The following is a 16,275-nucleotide window of genomic DNA, read 5'->3' on the forward strand; positions in this document are numbered from 1 at the left end:
TTCCATAAGAGTTGGCCCGCTGCAATAAGTTCAAAGTATTTTGTGTTCTACGGATGAGCCGGCAACCTGCCCGCCAATGCCGCCAAGCGCCACCGCCAGGGCCCGGAATGCGCCAGGCTCCACACTGTCGGGCAGCACCACGACGACACGGCAGGCAATGCCCGCCGCGCCGTCCGCGCCCCCCAGCCGCAGCAGCAGGAGCCGCGGCCACAGCGTCGAACCAGGCAGAAGCGTCACCGGCACGCCGCCGGCTGCTTCCATCCCCACATCCTGTTGTACCGCCAGCCGTAGCTGGCCGGGTCCAGAAATATCAATCCGGTTCATCGCCGAAGCAAGCCACGCCGCATGCATCATGCATAGCCCGGCAAACAGCAGCGCGGCCGCCACAAGCGGCCCGCCGGCGAAGCGCGCGGGCGCTCCCGAACCCACGGCGAGCGCGGCCGCGCACAGGCAGGCGCCGAAGCCGGCGAGCAGCACACGCAGGCAGCGCGACGGCGCAACGACGACGGTCATCGCGATCGGCATAGGAGCGAAAAGAACAGGAGAAACCGGAAATGAAAGGACGCTGCCGGCCGGAGCCTCGAGCGGAAAATGCAGGAGAAGCGCAGGACCGAATGGTCCAGGCTGTCAGACGCCCATCCCGGTTGGACCGGGATGGGACCGCCCAAGTTCAGGCGAACTTACAGTTTTGCGAACACGAGCGTGCCGTTGGTACCACCAAAGCCGAACGAGTTCTTCACCGCGTAATCGATCTTCATGTCCCGCGCCGTGTTGGCGCAGAAGTCCAGGTCGCATTCCGGGTCCTGGTTGAAGATGTTGATCGTCGGCGGCGAGACCTGGTTATGGATCGCCAGCACGGTGAACACCGATTCCAGGCCGCCGGCGCCGCCCAGCAGGTGGCCGGTCATCGACTTGGTGGAATTGACCACCAGCTTGTTGGCGTGGTCGCCGAACACGCGCTTGATGCCGCGCACTTCGGCTGCATCGCCCAGCGGCGTCGAGGTGCCGTGTGCGTTGACGTAATGCACTTCGCTGGCGTTCAGGCCGGCGTTGCTCAGGGCCGAGACCATGCAGCGTGCCGCGCCACTGCCATCTTCGACTGGCGAAGTGATGTGGTTGGCGTCCGCGCTCATGCCGAAGCCGATGACTTCCGCATAGATTTTGGCGCCGCGTGCGACCGCGTGTTCGTACTCTTCGAGCACCATCACGCCGGCGCCCTCGCCCAGCACGAAGCCGTCGCGGTCCTGGTCCCACGGACGCGAGGCCGTAGCCGGGTCGTCGTTGCGGGTGGACAGCGCGCGTGCCGAGGCGAAACCGCCCAGGCCCAGCGGCGACACGGTCGATTCGGCGCCGCCGGCGATCATCACGTCCGCATCGCCGTACTCGATCAGGCGCGCCGACGCGCCGATGCAATGCAGGCCGGTGGTGCAGGCGGTGACGATGGCCAGGTTCGGACCGCGCAGGCCGAACTTGATCGAGAGATCGCCCGAGATCATGTTAATGATCGAGGCCGGCACGAAGAACGGCGAAATGCGGCGCGGGCCCTTGGCCGTATATTCTTCCTTGGTGGCTTCGATCATCGGCAGGCCGCCGATACCCGAACCGATGTTCACACCGATACGGTCGCGGTTTTCGTCGGTCACTTCCAGGCCCGAATCCTGCAGGGCCTGGATGCCCGCTGCCATGCCGTAATGGATAAAGCTATCCATGTGGCGGCCTTCCTTGCCCGGCAGGTAATCCTCGACGACGAAGTTCTTCACCTCGCCGGCGAATCGGGTCGTGAATTGCGACGCATCGAACTTGGTGATGTTGGCAATGCCCGACTTGCCAGCCAGCGCCGCATCCCATGCCTCGGCAATCGAGTTGCCGATTGGTGAAATGCAGCCCAGGCCGGTGACGACGACACGGCGGTTGCGTGAACGGCTCAAGCGATTCTCCCAGAAACTTTTAAAGCGCGAGCTACTACTTAGGCCTTGACGTGCGCGGTTGCGTAGTCGATGGCTTGCTTGACGGTGGTGATTTTCTCAGCCTGTTCGTCAGGGATTTCCATTTCGAACTCGTCTTCCAGTGCCATCACCAGTTCCACGGTGTCCAGCGAGTCAGCGCCGAGGTCGTCAACGAACGAGGATTCGATTTTGATGTCTGCTTCAGCAACACCCAGCTGCTCAGCGACGATTTTTTTAACGCGTTGTTCGATATCCGACATGTTATGGCTCCATTAGGTATGTGTTGCGGAAAGTGCGCGCATTTTATCAGGTTTGCGCGGTGAAAAACTACTTTCGGCGATTCCTGCTATTTCCACCGAAATTGCTGCTAAAAGATGTGAATACGCCGGTTCCACCGCAATGCCGCGATTGAAACCGCAGTGTGTCACATTAATTCATATACATGCCGCCATTCACGTGCAATTCGGTGCCGGTGATATATGCGGCCTGCGGACCGGCCAGGAAAGCCACCGCGTAGGCGATGTCTTCCGGCTGGCCCAGGCGGCCCAGCGGGATCTGTCCCAGCAGTGCTTCGTGCTGGCCTTCGCCCAGCCCTTTGGTCATGTCGGTGTCGATGAAACCGGGCGCCACGCAGTTGACGGTGATGTTGCGGCTGCCGATCTCGCGCGCCAGCGCGCGGGTCATGCCGGCCACGCCGGCCTTGGCGGCGGCGTAGTTCATCTGGCCCGGGTTGCCCGAGGCGCCCACCACCGAGGTGATATTGATGATGCGGCCCTGCTTGGCCTTCATCATCCCGCGCAGCACCAGGCGCGACAGGCGGCCCACGGCGTTCAGGTTGGTCGAGATGACGCTATCCCACTCGTCGTCTTTCATGCGCATGGCCAGGTTATCCTGGGTAATGCCGGCGTTGTTCACCAGGATTCCCAGGGACCCGAAGCCCTTCTGCACCTCGTCCACGACGCTGGCGCAGTTGGCGGCGTCGGTGACGTTCAGGACGAGGCCCTTGCCGCCGAATTCAGCCAGGTAATCGGTAATGGCCTGGGCGCCGGCTTCGCTGGTCGCGGTGCCGACGACTTTCGCGCCCTGGCGCGCCAGTTCCAGTGCAATGGCTTTGCCGATACCGCGCGAGGCGCCGGTCACGAGGGCAACTTGGTTCTGCAGGTTCATGCTTTTCCTCTTGTAATAATCTAGTTCGGGCAGGCTCAGGCCGCCTGCAGCGAGGCCAGCACGCGCTCGAGCGCGGCCTGGTCGACCAGGGCTTCGCACGCCAAGCCAGGGTCGATGCGCTTGGCCATGCCCACCAGGGTCTTGCTCGGGGCGCATTCGATGACCTGGGTGATGCCGCCGGCGGCCATCTTCTGCATGGTCTCGACCCAGCGCACCGGGCCGGCCGCCTGGCGCACCAGGGCGTCCTTGATCGCGGCGGGATCGTGCAGGATAGCCACGTCTACGTTGTTGATCAAGTCGATCTGCGGCGCGGAGAAAACGATGTTTTCCATGTAGTCGCGCAAGCGGTCGGACGCGGGCTTGAGCAGCGACGAGTGGAACGGCGCCGAGACGGACAGCTTCATGGCGCGCTTGGCACCTTTCGCCTTGGCGATCTCGCAGGCGCGGTCGATCGCCCCCGCATGGCCGGCGATGACGATCTGGGTCGGCTCGTTGAAATTGACGGCTTCCACGATCTCACCTTGCGCAGCCTCGGCGCAGACGGCGCGCACCTCGTCGGCCTGCAGGCCCAGCACGACGGCCATGCCGCCCTGCCCGACCGGCACCGCGTCCTGCATCGATTGCGCGCGGAAGCGCACCAGCGGCACCGCATCCTTGAACTGGATCACGCCCGCGGCCACCAGAGCCGAGTACTCGCCCAGGCTGTGGCCGGCGACCATCGATGGCGCCGGGCCGCCGGCGGCGATCCAGGCGCGGTAGACGGCCACGGCCGCGGTCAGCATGACCGGCTGGGTGTTGGTGGTGAGGTCGAGCTCTTCTTTCGGGCCTTCGGCGATCAGGCGCTTGATGTCGAAGCCGAGGGCGTCGGAGGCCTCTTGGACGGTCTGCTCGACGACCGGGTTGCCGGCGAAGCCGTTCAGCATGCCGACGGCCTGGGCGCCCTGGCCGGTAAACAGGAATGCGAATTTAGTCATTTTATTGTTCTCTATTCGGGTTGGTTTCGTAGGGTGGTCGGCTCTGCCGACCGCGCGTTCAACTCACGGATGCGATCTGATAACGCATGCACTGTCTGAACGCGCGGGCGGGAAACCCGCCCACCCTACGGATCGCCGCAACGCGAACGCCGCGGCACAAAACACTTACATGCGCGCGAGCACGGCGCCCCAGGTGAAGCCGCCGCCGACGCCTTCCATCAGGACATTGTCGCCCTTCTTGACGCGACCATCGCGCACGGCTGCATCGAGCGCCAGCGGGATCGAGGCGGCCGAGGTATTGCCGTGCTGGTCGACGGTGACGACCATCTTTTCCATCGGCAGGTCCAGTTTCTTGGCGGTGCCCTTCATGATGCGCAGGTTGGCCTGGTGCGGGATCAGCCAGTCGATGTCGGACGGCTGCATCTGGGCATGCGCCAGCGCTTCCTTCGCGACTTCTTCGAGCACGGTGACGGCCAGCTTGAAGACGGCCGGGCCGTCCATGTACAGGAAGCCGCTGCCGGCGATCGCGCCGCCGGCCAGGTTGCCCGGGATCGACAGGATGCCCGCATGGCTGCCGTCGGCGTGCAGCTTGGTGGCCAGGATGCCCGCTTCGTTCGAGGCTTCCAGCACGACCGCGCCGGCGCCGTCGCCGAACAGCACGCAGGTGGTGCGGTCGGTGAAATCGAGGATGCGCGAGAATACTTCGGCGCCGATCACCAGCACGCTTTTATACATGCCGGAGCGGATGAAGGCGTCGGCGGTGGCGACCGCATAGACGAAGCCGCTACACACGGCCTGGACGTCGAAGGCGGCGCTGTTATTGCCCATGCCGAGCTTCTGCTGCACGATGCAGGCGGTGCTCGGGAAGCTGCCGTGGTAGTCGGGGGTCGAACTGGCGACGATCACCAGTTCGATGTCGCCGGGCTGCTTGCCGGCCATTTCCAGCGCCTTGAGCGCAGCCTGCACGGCCAGGTCGGACGAGTTTTCGTCGGCGGCCGCATAGTGGCGGCTGGAGATGCCGCTGCGCGACACGATCCATTCGTCGGACGTCTCGACGCCCTGCGCGGCCAACTGGGTTGCGAGCTGGTCGTTGGTGACACGGTTGGCCGGCAGATAGCTGCCGGTGCCGGTGATCTTGCTATACACAGTCATTGCTCCACCATCCTGCTGGGTTGGTTACGCCTGGCGCTCTTCGCCTGGCGAGGTCGGCATCAGTTCGGCGATCAGCGCCGACAGCTGCTCTAATACATCGTATTTTGCCGCATCGTAGGCACGCTGGAGCGCCCACTCGAAGGCATAGGCATTCGCCCCGCCATGGCTCTTGAAGACCAGGCCCTTCAGGCCGAGCAGGCCGGCGCCGTTATAGCGTTCCGGATTAAGCTTCTTGAGCGATTTACGGGCCAGCAAGGCGCCGGCGATCGAGAAGATATTTTCCTTGAACACCGATTTAACGAAGCGCGACAGGCCTTCGACGGCCTTGAGCGTGACGTTGCCGACGAAACCGTCGCAGACGACCACGTCGACCGTGCCCTTGAAGATGTCATTGCCTTCCACATTGCCGTGGAAATTGAGCTTGCCGCGCTCGTGGTCGGCACGCAGCAGTTCGCCGGTGGCCTTGACCATGTCGTTGCCCTTGATGTCTTCGGTGCCGACGTTGAGCAGGCCGATGGTCGGGCGCGGAATGTGTTCCATGGCCGAGCACAGCACCGAGCCCATGATGGCGAACTGGTGCAGGTGATGCGGCTCGCAGTCGACGTTCGCGCCCAGATCCAGCATATAGGTCGGGCCGTTCTTCTGGTTCGGCATGATCGAGCAGATCGCCGGACGGTCGACGCCGGCCATGGTCTTGAGCACGTAGCGCGAGATGGCCATGAGCGCGCCGGTATTGCCGGCCGAGACGCTGGCATTGGCGCTGCCGTCTTTCACCAGCTCGACCGCGACGCGCATCGAGGAATCTTTTTTCTTGCGCAGCGCGATCTCGAGCGGGTCGTCCATCTCGACGACTTCAGTGGCGTTCTTGAGCGTGATGCGGGGATGCGCCTCGGCGCGATGTTTTTTTAATTCTGCGCGCAGGATCTCTTCGCGGCCCACCAGGAACAGGTGGACGTCGGCGTGTTTTTTCAAAAACGAGATGGCTGCGGGAATGGTAACTGAGGGGCCGTGATCGCCACCCATGCAGTCAATGGAAATTGTGATGGTCATTTGCTGGGAGATGCCGGCTCACGCAAAGCGGGCGGCAGTGGGGATCGGGGCATGGCTCGTGGCCGGCCGCTGTCCGCGCAATACGGGCTGACGTGCACCCTGGTGGGGGCCGCAGTAAACCGGAATGCGAAAGAAAAAGCGGCGCCACGCAGAAAACATACGTCGCACCGCTTTCATGGTACTAAAGGACAAGACGTCGATTACTCGTCGTTCTTGGTCTTCAGGACTTTGCGACCACGGTAGAAGCCGTTCGGGCTGATGTGGTGACGCAGGTGGGTTTCGCCGGTGGTCGGCTCGACTGCCAGGTTTGGTGCGGTCAGGAAATCGTGCGAACGGTGCATGCCGCGCTTCGACGGGGACTTCTTATTCTGCTGAACTGCCATGATGACTCCTAATACATAAGTTCTAAAATTTTAACACAACCGATGCGCAAATACATGCAGATCGAGTATCCCATCGGCAATTTTCCAGTCTTTCGACTTTCGCTTGCCTACATGTTTGCTGCTACTTCAACTGCCCAATGCCATACTCGATGACTGCACGCGTTTGACACGTCCTGCTTCATGCTGCGGTGACACAGCACTACTTGTTCCTGCTACTGATTCGGTTACTGCTTATTCTGGTTTGAGGGTCTTCAAGCCGGCGAACGGCGAGACCTTGTCGGTCTTCAGGGCGTCCAGGAGCTTGGTGTCCGGACATACCTCATGTTTCGGTGCCTGCGGCAGGGCCAGCAGGGCTTCGTCTTCCAACAACTGGCGGATGTCGCAGTCATGGCTGCCGACAATCACGTCGATGCTCTCGTCGTCGAGGATTTCCTCGATGCTGTCGGCTTCTTCGTCGTCCTTGCCCAATACCAGCATGGTGGACGAATCGAGCTCGTATTCCATCGGACCCAGGCAGCGCTGGCAGACCAGCTTCACGGGACCGGCGACCTCGAGGGTCAGCGACGGATAGCCTTGCCTGGTCTGGCCGCCTTGCATGGACCAGCGGATCTCGCCGGAGTTGTCGGCGCAATCGGCTGCCAGGCGGGTCATTTCGGCCACGGGCGTCACGCCATCGCGGTGTCCGTCATTCCGGCAAAACTCGAAGGCGTCAATGACAAAAGCGCTCATTTGGAAAACATCCCCGGAAAACCTGCGATAATAACAGGCTTATCCCCGCAGAGTCAAAGACTTGCGTCGTTTTTGCCCGGTGCGTGTTGCGCGCTCAAGCAGCGCCACGCAATTCCCGGGCATTCATGAGGTTTGCTTGCCGGGATGGCTTATTTATCTGCCTTGCTTATAGTTCCCGAATTTCGACAGCCCCATATGATACCAAGTTCCGCGCCGCCGCGCCTCATTCTTGCTTCGAGTTCTGCCTACCGGCGCGAATTGCTGGGACGCCTGCAGCTGCCCTTCGAGGCGATCGCCCCCGATATCGACGAAACCCCGCAGCCCGGCGAAGCGCCCCAGGACACCGCCCTGCGCCTGGCGCGCGAGAAAGCGGCCTTCGTCGCGGCGCGCCATCCCGGCGCACTCGTGATCGGCTCGGACCAGGTGGCTACGCTCGACGGCCTGCAGATCGGCAAGCCCGGCACCCATGCCCGGGCGCTGGAACAATTGCAGCTGATGCGAGGCCGGCGCGTGGTCTTCCATACGGCGCTGTGCTTGTGGGACAGCCGCGCGGCCGATCCGCTGCTTGCTGCGCAAGTCGAGAACGTCCAGGTCTTCGTGGACTTCCGCGATGTGCCCGACCTTGAACTCGACGCCTACCTGCGCATCGAGCAGCCCTATGACTGCGCCGGCAGCGCCAAGAACGAAGGGCTGGGCATCGCCCTCTTGGCCCGCATCGAATCGAACGACCCGACCGCCCTCACCGGCCTGCCCCTGATCGCCTTGACCGGCATGCTGCGCCGCGCCGGCGTGCGTATGTTCGGCCTGTAAACACCCTATCACTTTCCTCAACGATGCCCGGCACCCTCTACCTGATCCCGAATACCCTTGGCCCCACCGAAGCCGCCTCCGGCGCCCTCGCCGCCCTGCTGCCCACCCAGGTGCAGGCCGTCACGGCCAGGCTCGACTATTTCGTCGCCGAAAACGCCAAGACCGCCCGCGCCTTCCTGAAACTGATTGCCATCGACCATCCCCTGGTCAAGCCGCTGCAGGAAATCGACATCGCCGAACTGAACGTGAACACCCCGCAGGCCGCGCTGGCGCAGCTGCTGGCGCCCCTGCTGGCGGGACGCGATGCGGGACTGGTCTCGGAAGCCGGCGTGCCGGCCGTGGCCGATCCCGGCGCCGACCTCGTGCGCCTGGCGCACCAGCACGGGATTGCCGTGCGGCCGCTGGTCGGGCCGTCCTCGCTGCTGCTGGCCGTCATGGCAAGCGGCCTGAACGGCCAGAGCTTCGCCTTCAACGGCTACCTGCCGACCGACGCCGCCCTGCGCAGCAAGCGCATCCGGGAACTGGAAACGCGCTCGCGCGCGGAAAAGCAGACGCAATTGCTGATCGAGACGCCGTACCGGAATGGACAGATGCTCGAAGCGCTGGTGGCGTCGTGCCAGCCAGGCACCCTGGTGTGCGTGGCAACGGATCTCACCCTGGCGAGCGAGTCGGTGCAAACCCTGACGGCGGCGAAGTGGAAGGCACAACTGGCGGCCGGGAAGGCGCCGGATTTTCACAAGAAGCCGACGGTGTTTTTGTTCTTGGGGCAATAGCCGCGCGCGTGGACGGCTAGTGCACCTCGTGCGTCAACTCCCGCACCCAGTCAAACGCCGCCAGCTCGATCTCGCGGATCTGTGCCACCGTCAAGTCCAGCTTGCGCAGCGCGCTGGTGAGCTTGCAGCCGCCGTCGGCCGCCTCCAGCAGCTCCGCCACCTTCAGCATGGTCCCGAACTGCCCTTCGCGCGCCAATAGCGCTCCACGCACGTCGTCCGCCACCTCGACATTGTCGAGGATGTCGCACATCGGGATCGAAAACAGCGCATCGGCCAGCGACATGATGCCCACCGTAAAAGCGCGATCGGCGCTGGCGGCATCGTGCGGGCGCACCACCAGGGTCATCAGCTCGAGCAGCTTGCCGCGCGTGGTGGCCAGCTGCAGCAGCGGCGAGGCCAGTTCGACGCCGCCCGCGGTCGTGTAGAGCAGGATCTGCAGCCAGCGCTGCAACTGGCGCCGGCCGAGCTGGCTCAGCGCCTGCGACAGCGATTCGATCTGCGGTCCCGGCGCAGCGCGGCTGTTGACCAGGCGCAGCAGGTTCAGGCTGATCAGGGCGTCGCGCTTGACCGCCGATTCGATGGCCTGGCTGTCCGCATCCGAGCCGACCAGTTCCAGCAGGCGCAGGATGGCCATTTCCGACGGGGTGATCTTCTTGCCCGACAAAATCACCGGGCGCGCAAAGTAATAGCCCTGGAAGTATTCGAAGCCCAGGTCCATGCACAGCTTGAATTCGCCCTGCGTCTCGACCTTTTCGGCCAGCAGCTTCTTGCCGGTACGCTTGAGCGACGCCACCAGACCCGCAAGCTCGTCGGCGCGCACGGCCTTGACATCCACCTTGATCACGTCCACCAGTTCCACCAGCCGGTCGAGCTCGGGCGAATGCTCGACCACGTCGTCGACCGCGAACTTGAAACCCAATTCCTTCAACTCGGCGATCCGTGCCAGCAACTGCCGGGTCGGCTTGACGGTTTCGAGGATTTCGAGGATAACTTTATGCGGAGGCAGGAAGCGCACGAAGTCGCTCATCAGGACGACTTCGTCCACGTTGACAAAGGCTAACTGCTCGCCAACCACCTGCTCCATGCCGAGTTGCGAGGCGTGCGAAATCACCGCCGCCGTCGCCGCAGCGTTATCGGTCAGCTTCGCATCGTCATCCTCACCGGCTGCACGAAACAGCAGCTCGAATGCTACGAGGTGCTGGTCACGGCCGAGGATGGGCTGACGTGCGAGAAAAAAATCGTTGGACGGCACGGATGCCGCTGCCGTTACTTCGGCATGCATCTAAACTCCTGGGAAACGTTAGGGGCGCGCATGAGCGCGCCATGCTAGCGGGGGAAGGCCAGCATGGAAACTATACTACAAAAACGCCAACCTTAGCATTTTTGCATCGAATCGCGGGTCGGCGCTGGCTTGCTAGGCCTTGCCGCCCTTGCCGCTTTTGCCGGCCGAACGCGGTGCGCCAGCTGGTCGCGGGCCATCCTTGCGCGGGCTGCTGGTACGCAGGCCGGTGCTGCTGCCTGGCGCCACCGGGCGCTTGCTGGCGGCGGCAGTTCCCTGCCCTTGCGGCCTGGCCTGGGCGCCGCCATCCGGATGCCAGACGCGGCGCGCGCCGGTCTTGGGCGCCGCAGCGCCGCCGGCCGCCTGGCCGACCGCGCGCGGATCGTCCTCGCCTTCGCGCACCATGCTCTGGCCCGGCAGGCGCAGGCTGCCCTTGCCCGACAGCGGGCTGGCGCGGCGGGCATTCCCCACCGGCACGCGCGGACCGTCGGCGGCCATGCGCGCCGCCGCGCCGGTCACCTGGGTGCCGGTCTCGATGGTGAAGCGCGCGCCGGCATCCTTGCCCAGCGCCTGCACCAGCCAGGGCAGGGTTTCGCGCAGCATCGGCTCCAGCGTGTAGGGCGGGTTCAGGATGAACATGCCGCTGCTGGCCAGGCCGAAGCCGTCCGGGCCGGGCGTGGACACGGTGAGGGTCACGTTCAGCCATTCCTTGGCCGGCAGGCGCTTCAGACGGTCGGCGAACTGGCGCGACTCCATGCGCTGCAGCACCGGATACCAGACCGCATAGATGCCGGCCGGGAAACGGCCCAGGGCCTCATCCAGCGCCTCGCGCACTTTCTTGTAGTCGTCCTTGATTTCATAAGGCGGGTCGACCAGCACCAGCGCGCGGCGCGACGGCGGCGGCAGCAGTTTCTTGAGGCTCTGGAACCCGTCGCCATGCTCGATCAGGACGCGGCGGCCGCGGGCGCGCTCGCCCTGCTCCGCCTTGTGCTCTTCGACCTTGCGGAAGTTCTGGGCCAGGATGCGGCAATCCGACGGGTGCAGCTCGAACAGGCGCAGGCGATCCTCGGCACGCGACAACTGGTCGGCCACGTAGGGCGAGCCCGGGTAATAGCGCATCTTGCCGCTCGGGTTCATGCCCTTGACCAGCGCCAGGTAAGGCGCCAGCGCCGGCGGGACATCGGTGGCATTCCACAGCGGGCCGATGCCGGTGTTGTATTCGGAATTCTTGCTCGCCTGCGCACCGTCGAGCGCATACACGCCCGCACCCGAATGGGTGTCGATATAGGTGTAAGGCACGTCCTTCTGGTTCATGTACAGGTGCAATTGGACCTGGACAAAGTGTTTGAGGACATCGGCGTGGTTACCCGCGTGGTAGGCGTGGCGGTAGCTCAACATAAGCTGGAATTCCTGAGAAAAGTGGCGGCGCTGCGTGAACGTAAGCGGCGTAATTGTCGCCATTATCCACTACATCGGCTGTTCGTAGGGTGGGCGGCTCGTCCGCCCGCGCGTTCAACCCCGGTATCCGGGCCTGCTCCGTGGCGTGCGCCGGTTCGTTGAACGCGCGGGCGGGAGGACCCGCCCACCCTACGAAAAAGCCGCAGGCCCTCGCGGGCACTGCGGCTATGTCGACACGTCTGACTCTTCGCTGCGCTTACGCGACTTTCTTCTCGTCGAAGAATTGCTCGTCTTCCGTCGAACCGTGCAGCGCGGTGGTCGAGCTCTGGTTCTGCTGGATGGTCTGGGTGACGGCGTCGAAATAACCGGTGCCGACTTCGCGCTGGTGCTTCACGGCCGTAAAGCCCTTGTCGGCGGCGGCGAACTCGCTTTCCTGCAGCTCCACGAAGGCCGACATGCCGCGGCGCGCGTAGCCGTGCGCCAGATTGAACATGCTGTAGTTCAGGGCGTGGAAGCCGGCCAGGGTGATGAACTGGAACTTGTAGCCCATGGCGCCCAGCTCTTTCTGAAACTTGGCGATGGTCGCGTCGTCCAGGTTCTTCTTCCAGTTGAACGACGGCGAGCAGTTATAGGCCAGCATCTTGCCCGGGAATTTGGCGTGGATCGCTTCGGCGAAGCGCTTGGCGAATTCCAGGTCCGGCTTGCCGGTCTCGCACCACACCAGGTCGGCGAAGGGCGCATAGGCCAGGCCGCGCGAAATCGCCTGCTCGACGCCCGGCTTGACGCGGTAGAAGCCCTCGACGGTGCGCTCGCCGGTGCAGAACGGCTGGTCGTTGGGGTCCACGTCCGAGGTCAAGAGGTCGGCGGCTTCGGCATCGGTACGGGCGATCACCAGGGTCGGGGTGCCCATCACATCGGCTGCCAGGCGTGCGGCGTTGAGTTTTTCGACGGCCTCGCGGCTCGGGACCAGCACCTTACCGCCCATGTGGCCGCATTTTTTCACCGAAGCGAGCTGGTCTTCGAAGTGCACGCCCGCGGCGCCGGCGTCGATCATCGATTTCATCAGTTCGTAGGCGTTCAGCACGCCGCCGAAGCCGGCTTCGGCATCGGCCACGATCGGCGCGAAGTAATCGATGTCGTCCTTGCCTTCCGACCATTGAATCTGGTCGGCGCGCTGGAAGGTATTGTTAATGCGGCGCACCACCAGCGGCACCGAATTGGCCGGGTAGAGCGACTGGTCCGGATACATCTCGCCGGCCACGTTGGCGTCGCCCGCCACCTGCCAGCCCGACAGGTAGATGGCTTTCAGGCCGGCCTTCACCTGCTGCATGGCCTGGTTGCCGGTCAGCGCGCCCAGGGCGTTCACATATGGCTCGTTATTGACGAGGTCCCACAGCTTTTCGGCGCCGCGCTTGGCGAGCGTGTGCTCGATGCGCACCGAACCACGCAGGCGCACGACGTCGGCCGCGGTGTAGTTGCGGGTGACGTCTTTCCAGCGCGGATTGGTGTCCCAGTCTTGTTGGAGTTCACTGATTTGCTGTTCACGAGTTGCCATGGTGTTTCTCCTGAATGAAAAAGCTGATTGCGAGAGGAATCCGTTGAGACAATCATAGATCATTTTGTGCGCAGCACAATAGGTCTTATATAAGACATATAAACTATTTTTTACCGTTTGTTTTCAAGCGCTTGCAATCGACATTTCATGATGCGGCATGAAATTTCTCAGAATGGGAATGGATGACGGTCTTTTTTTGCTGCATTTTCCGCCATACGGCAAGATAGTTTCACATCGTGAAATACGGCGCCATCGAATGCGTCACATAAACCCTCGAACGACTGAAAGTGTTGTGCAAGCGTCGCCAATATAAAAAAAGCGCGTGCCCTTGCAGGTACGCGCTTTTTTCTCCGGCGGCGCCGGTGGCCTGGCTTACTTCGCCAGTTCCACCCCTTCCCCGAACACCAGCTGTCCACCGCGCACCCGCACCGGGATCGTATCCTTCGGCCCGAATTTGCCGGACAGGATCGCCTTCGACAGCGGGTTCTCGATCTGCTGCTGGATCGCGCGCTTGAGCGGGCGCGCGCCGTAGATCGGGTCGTAGCCGGCTTCCGCGATCTTCTGCAGCGACTCTTCGTCGAGGTCAAGCAGCATCTCCATCCTGGCCAGCCGCTCTTCCAGGTGGCGCAGCTGGATGCGGGCGATGGCGCCGATGTTCTTCTCGTCGAGCGCATGGAACACCACGATCTCGTCGATCCGGTTGATGAACTCGGGACGGAAATGCCCGCGCACCTCGGCCATCACGGCCAGCTTCACGACGCCCGGTTCGTCGGTGTCCATCGACTGGATCTTGTGCGAGCCCAGGTTCGAGGTCATGACGATCACCGTGTTCTTGAAGTCCACGGTGCGGCCCTGGCCATCGGTCATGCGGCCGTCGTCCAGCGCCTGCAGCAGCACGTTGAACACGTCCGGGTGCGCCTTCTCGATCTCGTCCAGCAGGATCACGCTATACGGCTTGCGGCGCACGGCTTCGGTGAGATAACCGCCCTCCTCGTAGCCCACATAACCCGGCGGCGCGCCGATCAGCCTCGCCACCGAATGCTTCTCCATGAATTCGCTCATGTCGATGCGGATCATCGACTCCTCGGTGTCGAACAGGAAGGAGGCCAGCGCCTTGCACAACTCGGTCTTGCCCACGCCGGTCGGCCCCAGGAACATGAAGGAACCATACGGGCGGTTCGGGTCCGACAGGCCGGCGCGCGAGCGCCGGATCGCATCCGACACCGCTTCGATCGCCTCGTCCTGTCCCACCACGCGCTCATGCAGCTTCTCTTCGATGTGCAGCAGCTTGTCGCGCTCGCCCTGCATCATGCGCGACACCGGGATGCCGGTCGCGCGCGAGACCACTTCGGCGATTTCCTCGGCGCCGACCTGGGTGCGCAGCAGCTTCGGCTTGCTCGCGTCGCCATCAGCGCTGGACGCTGCTTCCTCGGCTTTCTTGAGCTGCGCCTCGAGGTCCGGCAGGCGTCCATACTGGAGCTCGGAAACCTGCTGCCAGTTCGACTGGCGCTTGGCTTCCTCCATCTGGAAGCGCAGGCGCTCGATCTCTTCCTTGATATGGGTGGTGCCCTGCACCGCCGCTTTTTCCGCCTTGAGGATCTCCTCGTAGTCGTTGTACTCGCGTTCGAGGCGCAGGATCTCCTCGCCGATCAGCTCCATGCGGCGCTGCGAGGCTTCGTCGGTTTCCCGGCGTACGGCTTCGCGCTCGATCTTCAGCTGGATCAGGCGGCGCTCGAGCTTGTCCATCACTTCCGGCTTGGAGTCGATCTCGATCTTGATCTTCGAGGCCGCCTCGTCGATCAGGTCGATCGCCTTGTCGGGCAGGAAGCGGTCGCTGATATAGCGGTGCGACAGCTCGGCCGCGGCGATGATGGCCGGGTCGGTGATCTCGACCTTGTGGTGCAGCTCGTACTTCTCCTGCAGGCCGCGCAGGATGGCGATGGTCGCCTCCACGCTCGGCTCGTCCACGATGATCTTCTGGAAGCGGCGCTCCAGCGCGGCGTCCTTTTCCACGTACTTGCGGTATTCGTCGAGCGTGGTCGCGCCGACGCAATGCAGCTCGCCACGTGCCAGCGCGGGTTTGAGCATGTTACCCGCGTCCATCGCGCCTTCGGCCTTGCCGGCGCCGACCATCGTGTGGATCTCGTCGATGAAGACGATGGTCTGGCCTTCGTCGTGCGCCAGTTCCTTCAGCACGGATTTCAGGCGCTCCTCGAATTCGCCGCGGTACTTGGCGCCGGCCAGCAGGGCCGCCATGTCGAGCGAGAGCACGCGCTTGCCCTTGAGCGAATCGGGCACCTCGCCGTTGACGATGCGCTGGGCCAGGCCTTCGACGATCGCGGTCTTGCCCACGCCCGGCTCGCCGATCAGGACCGGGTTGTTCTTGGTGCGGCGCTGCAGCACCTGGATCGCGCGGCGGATCTCGTCGTCGCGGCCGATCACTGGGTCCAGCTTGCCCATGCGGGCGCGCTCGGTCAGGTCGAGCGTGTATTTTTTCAGCGCCTCGCGCTGGCCTTCGGCATCCTGCGAGTTCACCGTATCGCCGCCGCGCACCGCCTGGATGGCGGATTCCAGCGCCTTGCGCGCCAGGCCGTGCTCGCGCGCCAGCCGGCCGGCGTCGGCCTTGTCTTCGGTCAGGGCCAGCAGGATCATCTCGGACGACAGGAACTGGTCGCCGCGCTTCTGCGATTCGCGGTCGGCCAGGTTGATCAGCGCGACCAGCTCGCGCCCGACCTGCACGTCGCCGCCGGTGCCGCTCACCTTCGGCAGGCGTTCGAGCGCGCTCTTGAGCGCGTTCTGCAGGCCGCCGACGTTGACCCCGGCGCGCTGCAGCAGCGAACGGGCGCCGCCGTCGTCCTGGTTCAGCAGGGCGACCAGCAGGTGGACCGGGTCGATGTATTGGTTATCGTTGCCGACCGCCAGGCTCTGGGCATCCGCCAGCGCTTCCTGGAGCTTGGTCGTCAGTTTATCTTGCCGCATGGTATTGCTCCCTAGTGGTGTTCTTGACTGAGGAGCAAAGTTGGGATGGCTGCACGCTTTTCAAGATGCCAAAAGGTGTA

The 16,275-nt window shown here is 63.6% G+C and carries 15 protein-coding genes; 2 read left to right on the top strand and 13 right to left on the bottom strand.

Annotated features, from left to right (window positions below; translation table 11 throughout):
- Positions 1–30: 30 nt before the first annotated feature.
- The 9 genes from AC56LR_RS17175 to AC56LR_RS17215 all read right to left on the bottom strand — a co-directional run bounded on the left by AC56LR_RS17175 (position 31) and on the right by AC56LR_RS17215 (position 7,401).
- Positions 31–513 carry a hypothetical protein gene (locus tag AC56LR_RS17175; protein ID WP_497132032.1) on the bottom strand — a complete coding sequence of 161 codons (483 nt, stop codon included), beginning with the start codon at positions 511–513 and terminating at the stop codon, positions 31–33.
- 167 nt (positions 514–680) lie between these two features.
- Positions 681–1,928, bottom strand: a complete 1,248-nt coding sequence (gene fabF, locus AC56LR_RS17180) for a beta-ketoacyl-ACP synthase II (protein WP_497132033.1) — start codon at positions 1,926–1,928, stop codon at positions 681–683.
- Between the two features lie 38 nt (positions 1,929–1,966).
- Entirely contained in the window at positions 1,967–2,206 is a 240-nt protein-coding gene (acpP, locus tag AC56LR_RS17185; protein ID WP_020653257.1) for an acyl carrier protein, read from the bottom strand.
- 169 nt (positions 2,207–2,375) lie between these two features.
- Complete coding sequence (gene fabG, locus AC56LR_RS17190) at positions 2,376–3,113, bottom strand: 3-oxoacyl-ACP reductase FabG (RefSeq protein ID WP_497132034.1); 738 nt, start codon at positions 3,111–3,113, stop codon at positions 2,376–2,378.
- 35 nt (positions 3,114–3,148) lie between these two features.
- Entirely contained in the window at positions 3,149–4,087 is a 939-nt protein-coding gene (gene fabD, locus AC56LR_RS17195) for an ACP S-malonyltransferase (protein WP_497132035.1), read from the bottom strand.
- A gap of 165 nt (positions 4,088–4,252) precedes the next feature.
- Positions 4,253–5,239 carry a beta-ketoacyl-ACP synthase III gene (locus AC56LR_RS17200; protein ID WP_497132036.1) on the bottom strand — a complete coding sequence of 329 codons (987 nt, stop codon included), beginning with the start codon at positions 5,237–5,239 and terminating at the stop codon, positions 4,253–4,255.
- A gap of 24 nt (positions 5,240–5,263) precedes the next feature.
- Positions 5,264–6,289: a phosphate acyltransferase PlsX gene (gene plsX / locus AC56LR_RS17205; protein ID WP_497132037.1), complete on the bottom strand. Its 1,026-nt coding sequence runs from the start codon at positions 6,287–6,289 to the stop codon at positions 5,264–5,266.
- A 200-nt stretch (positions 6,290–6,489) separates the two neighbouring features.
- Positions 6,490–6,672, bottom strand: coding sequence for a 50S ribosomal protein L32 (gene rpmF, locus AC56LR_RS17210; protein ID WP_005666806.1), 183 nt, complete (start codon positions 6,670–6,672; stop codon positions 6,490–6,492).
- Between the two features lie 231 nt (positions 6,673–6,903).
- Positions 6,904–7,401: a YceD family protein gene (locus AC56LR_RS17215; protein ID WP_497132038.1), complete on the bottom strand. Its 498-nt coding sequence runs from the start codon at positions 7,399–7,401 to the stop codon at positions 6,904–6,906.
- 195 nt (positions 7,402–7,596) lie between these two features.
- Between AC56LR_RS17215 and AC56LR_RS17220 the strand changes: the two genes are divergently transcribed.
- Positions 7,597–8,211: a Maf-like protein gene (locus AC56LR_RS17220; RefSeq protein WP_497132039.1), complete on the top strand. Its 615-nt coding sequence runs from the start codon at positions 7,597–7,599 to the stop codon at positions 8,209–8,211.
- 23 nt (positions 8,212–8,234) lie between these two features.
- Positions 8,235–8,984: an SAM-dependent methyltransferase gene (locus AC56LR_RS17225; protein WP_497132040.1), complete on the top strand. Its 750-nt coding sequence runs from the start codon at positions 8,235–8,237 to the stop codon at positions 8,982–8,984.
- Between the two features lie 16 nt (positions 8,985–9,000).
- On the opposite strand, the gene AC56LR_RS17230 is transcribed toward AC56LR_RS17225, so the two are convergent.
- The 4 genes from AC56LR_RS17230 to clpB form a co-directional block, all read right to left on the bottom strand.
- On the bottom strand, positions 9,001–10,266 hold the full coding sequence (locus AC56LR_RS17230; RefSeq protein ID WP_497132041.1) for an EAL and HDOD domain-containing protein: 1,266 nt from the start codon (positions 10,264–10,266) through the stop codon (positions 9,001–9,003).
- Between the two features lie 132 nt (positions 10,267–10,398).
- Positions 10,399–11,661, bottom strand: coding sequence for a 23S rRNA (adenine(2030)-N(6))-methyltransferase RlmJ (locus AC56LR_RS17235; RefSeq protein ID WP_497132042.1), 1,263 nt, complete (start codon positions 11,659–11,661; stop codon positions 10,399–10,401).
- A 256-nt stretch (positions 11,662–11,917) separates the two neighbouring features.
- On the bottom strand, positions 11,918–13,216 hold the full coding sequence (gene aceA, locus AC56LR_RS17240; protein ID WP_497132043.1) for an isocitrate lyase: 1,299 nt from the start codon (positions 13,214–13,216) through the stop codon (positions 11,918–11,920).
- A gap of 372 nt (positions 13,217–13,588) precedes the next feature.
- The gene (clpB, locus tag AC56LR_RS17245; protein WP_497132044.1) at positions 13,589–16,195 is read right to left on the bottom strand and encodes an ATP-dependent chaperone ClpB; all 2,607 of its coding nucleotides are present in this window, start codon (positions 16,193–16,195) and stop codon (positions 13,589–13,591) included.
- Positions 16,196–16,275 lie beyond the last annotated feature (80 nt).

Source organism: Telluria sp. ZT3P39 (assembly GCF_059685935.1).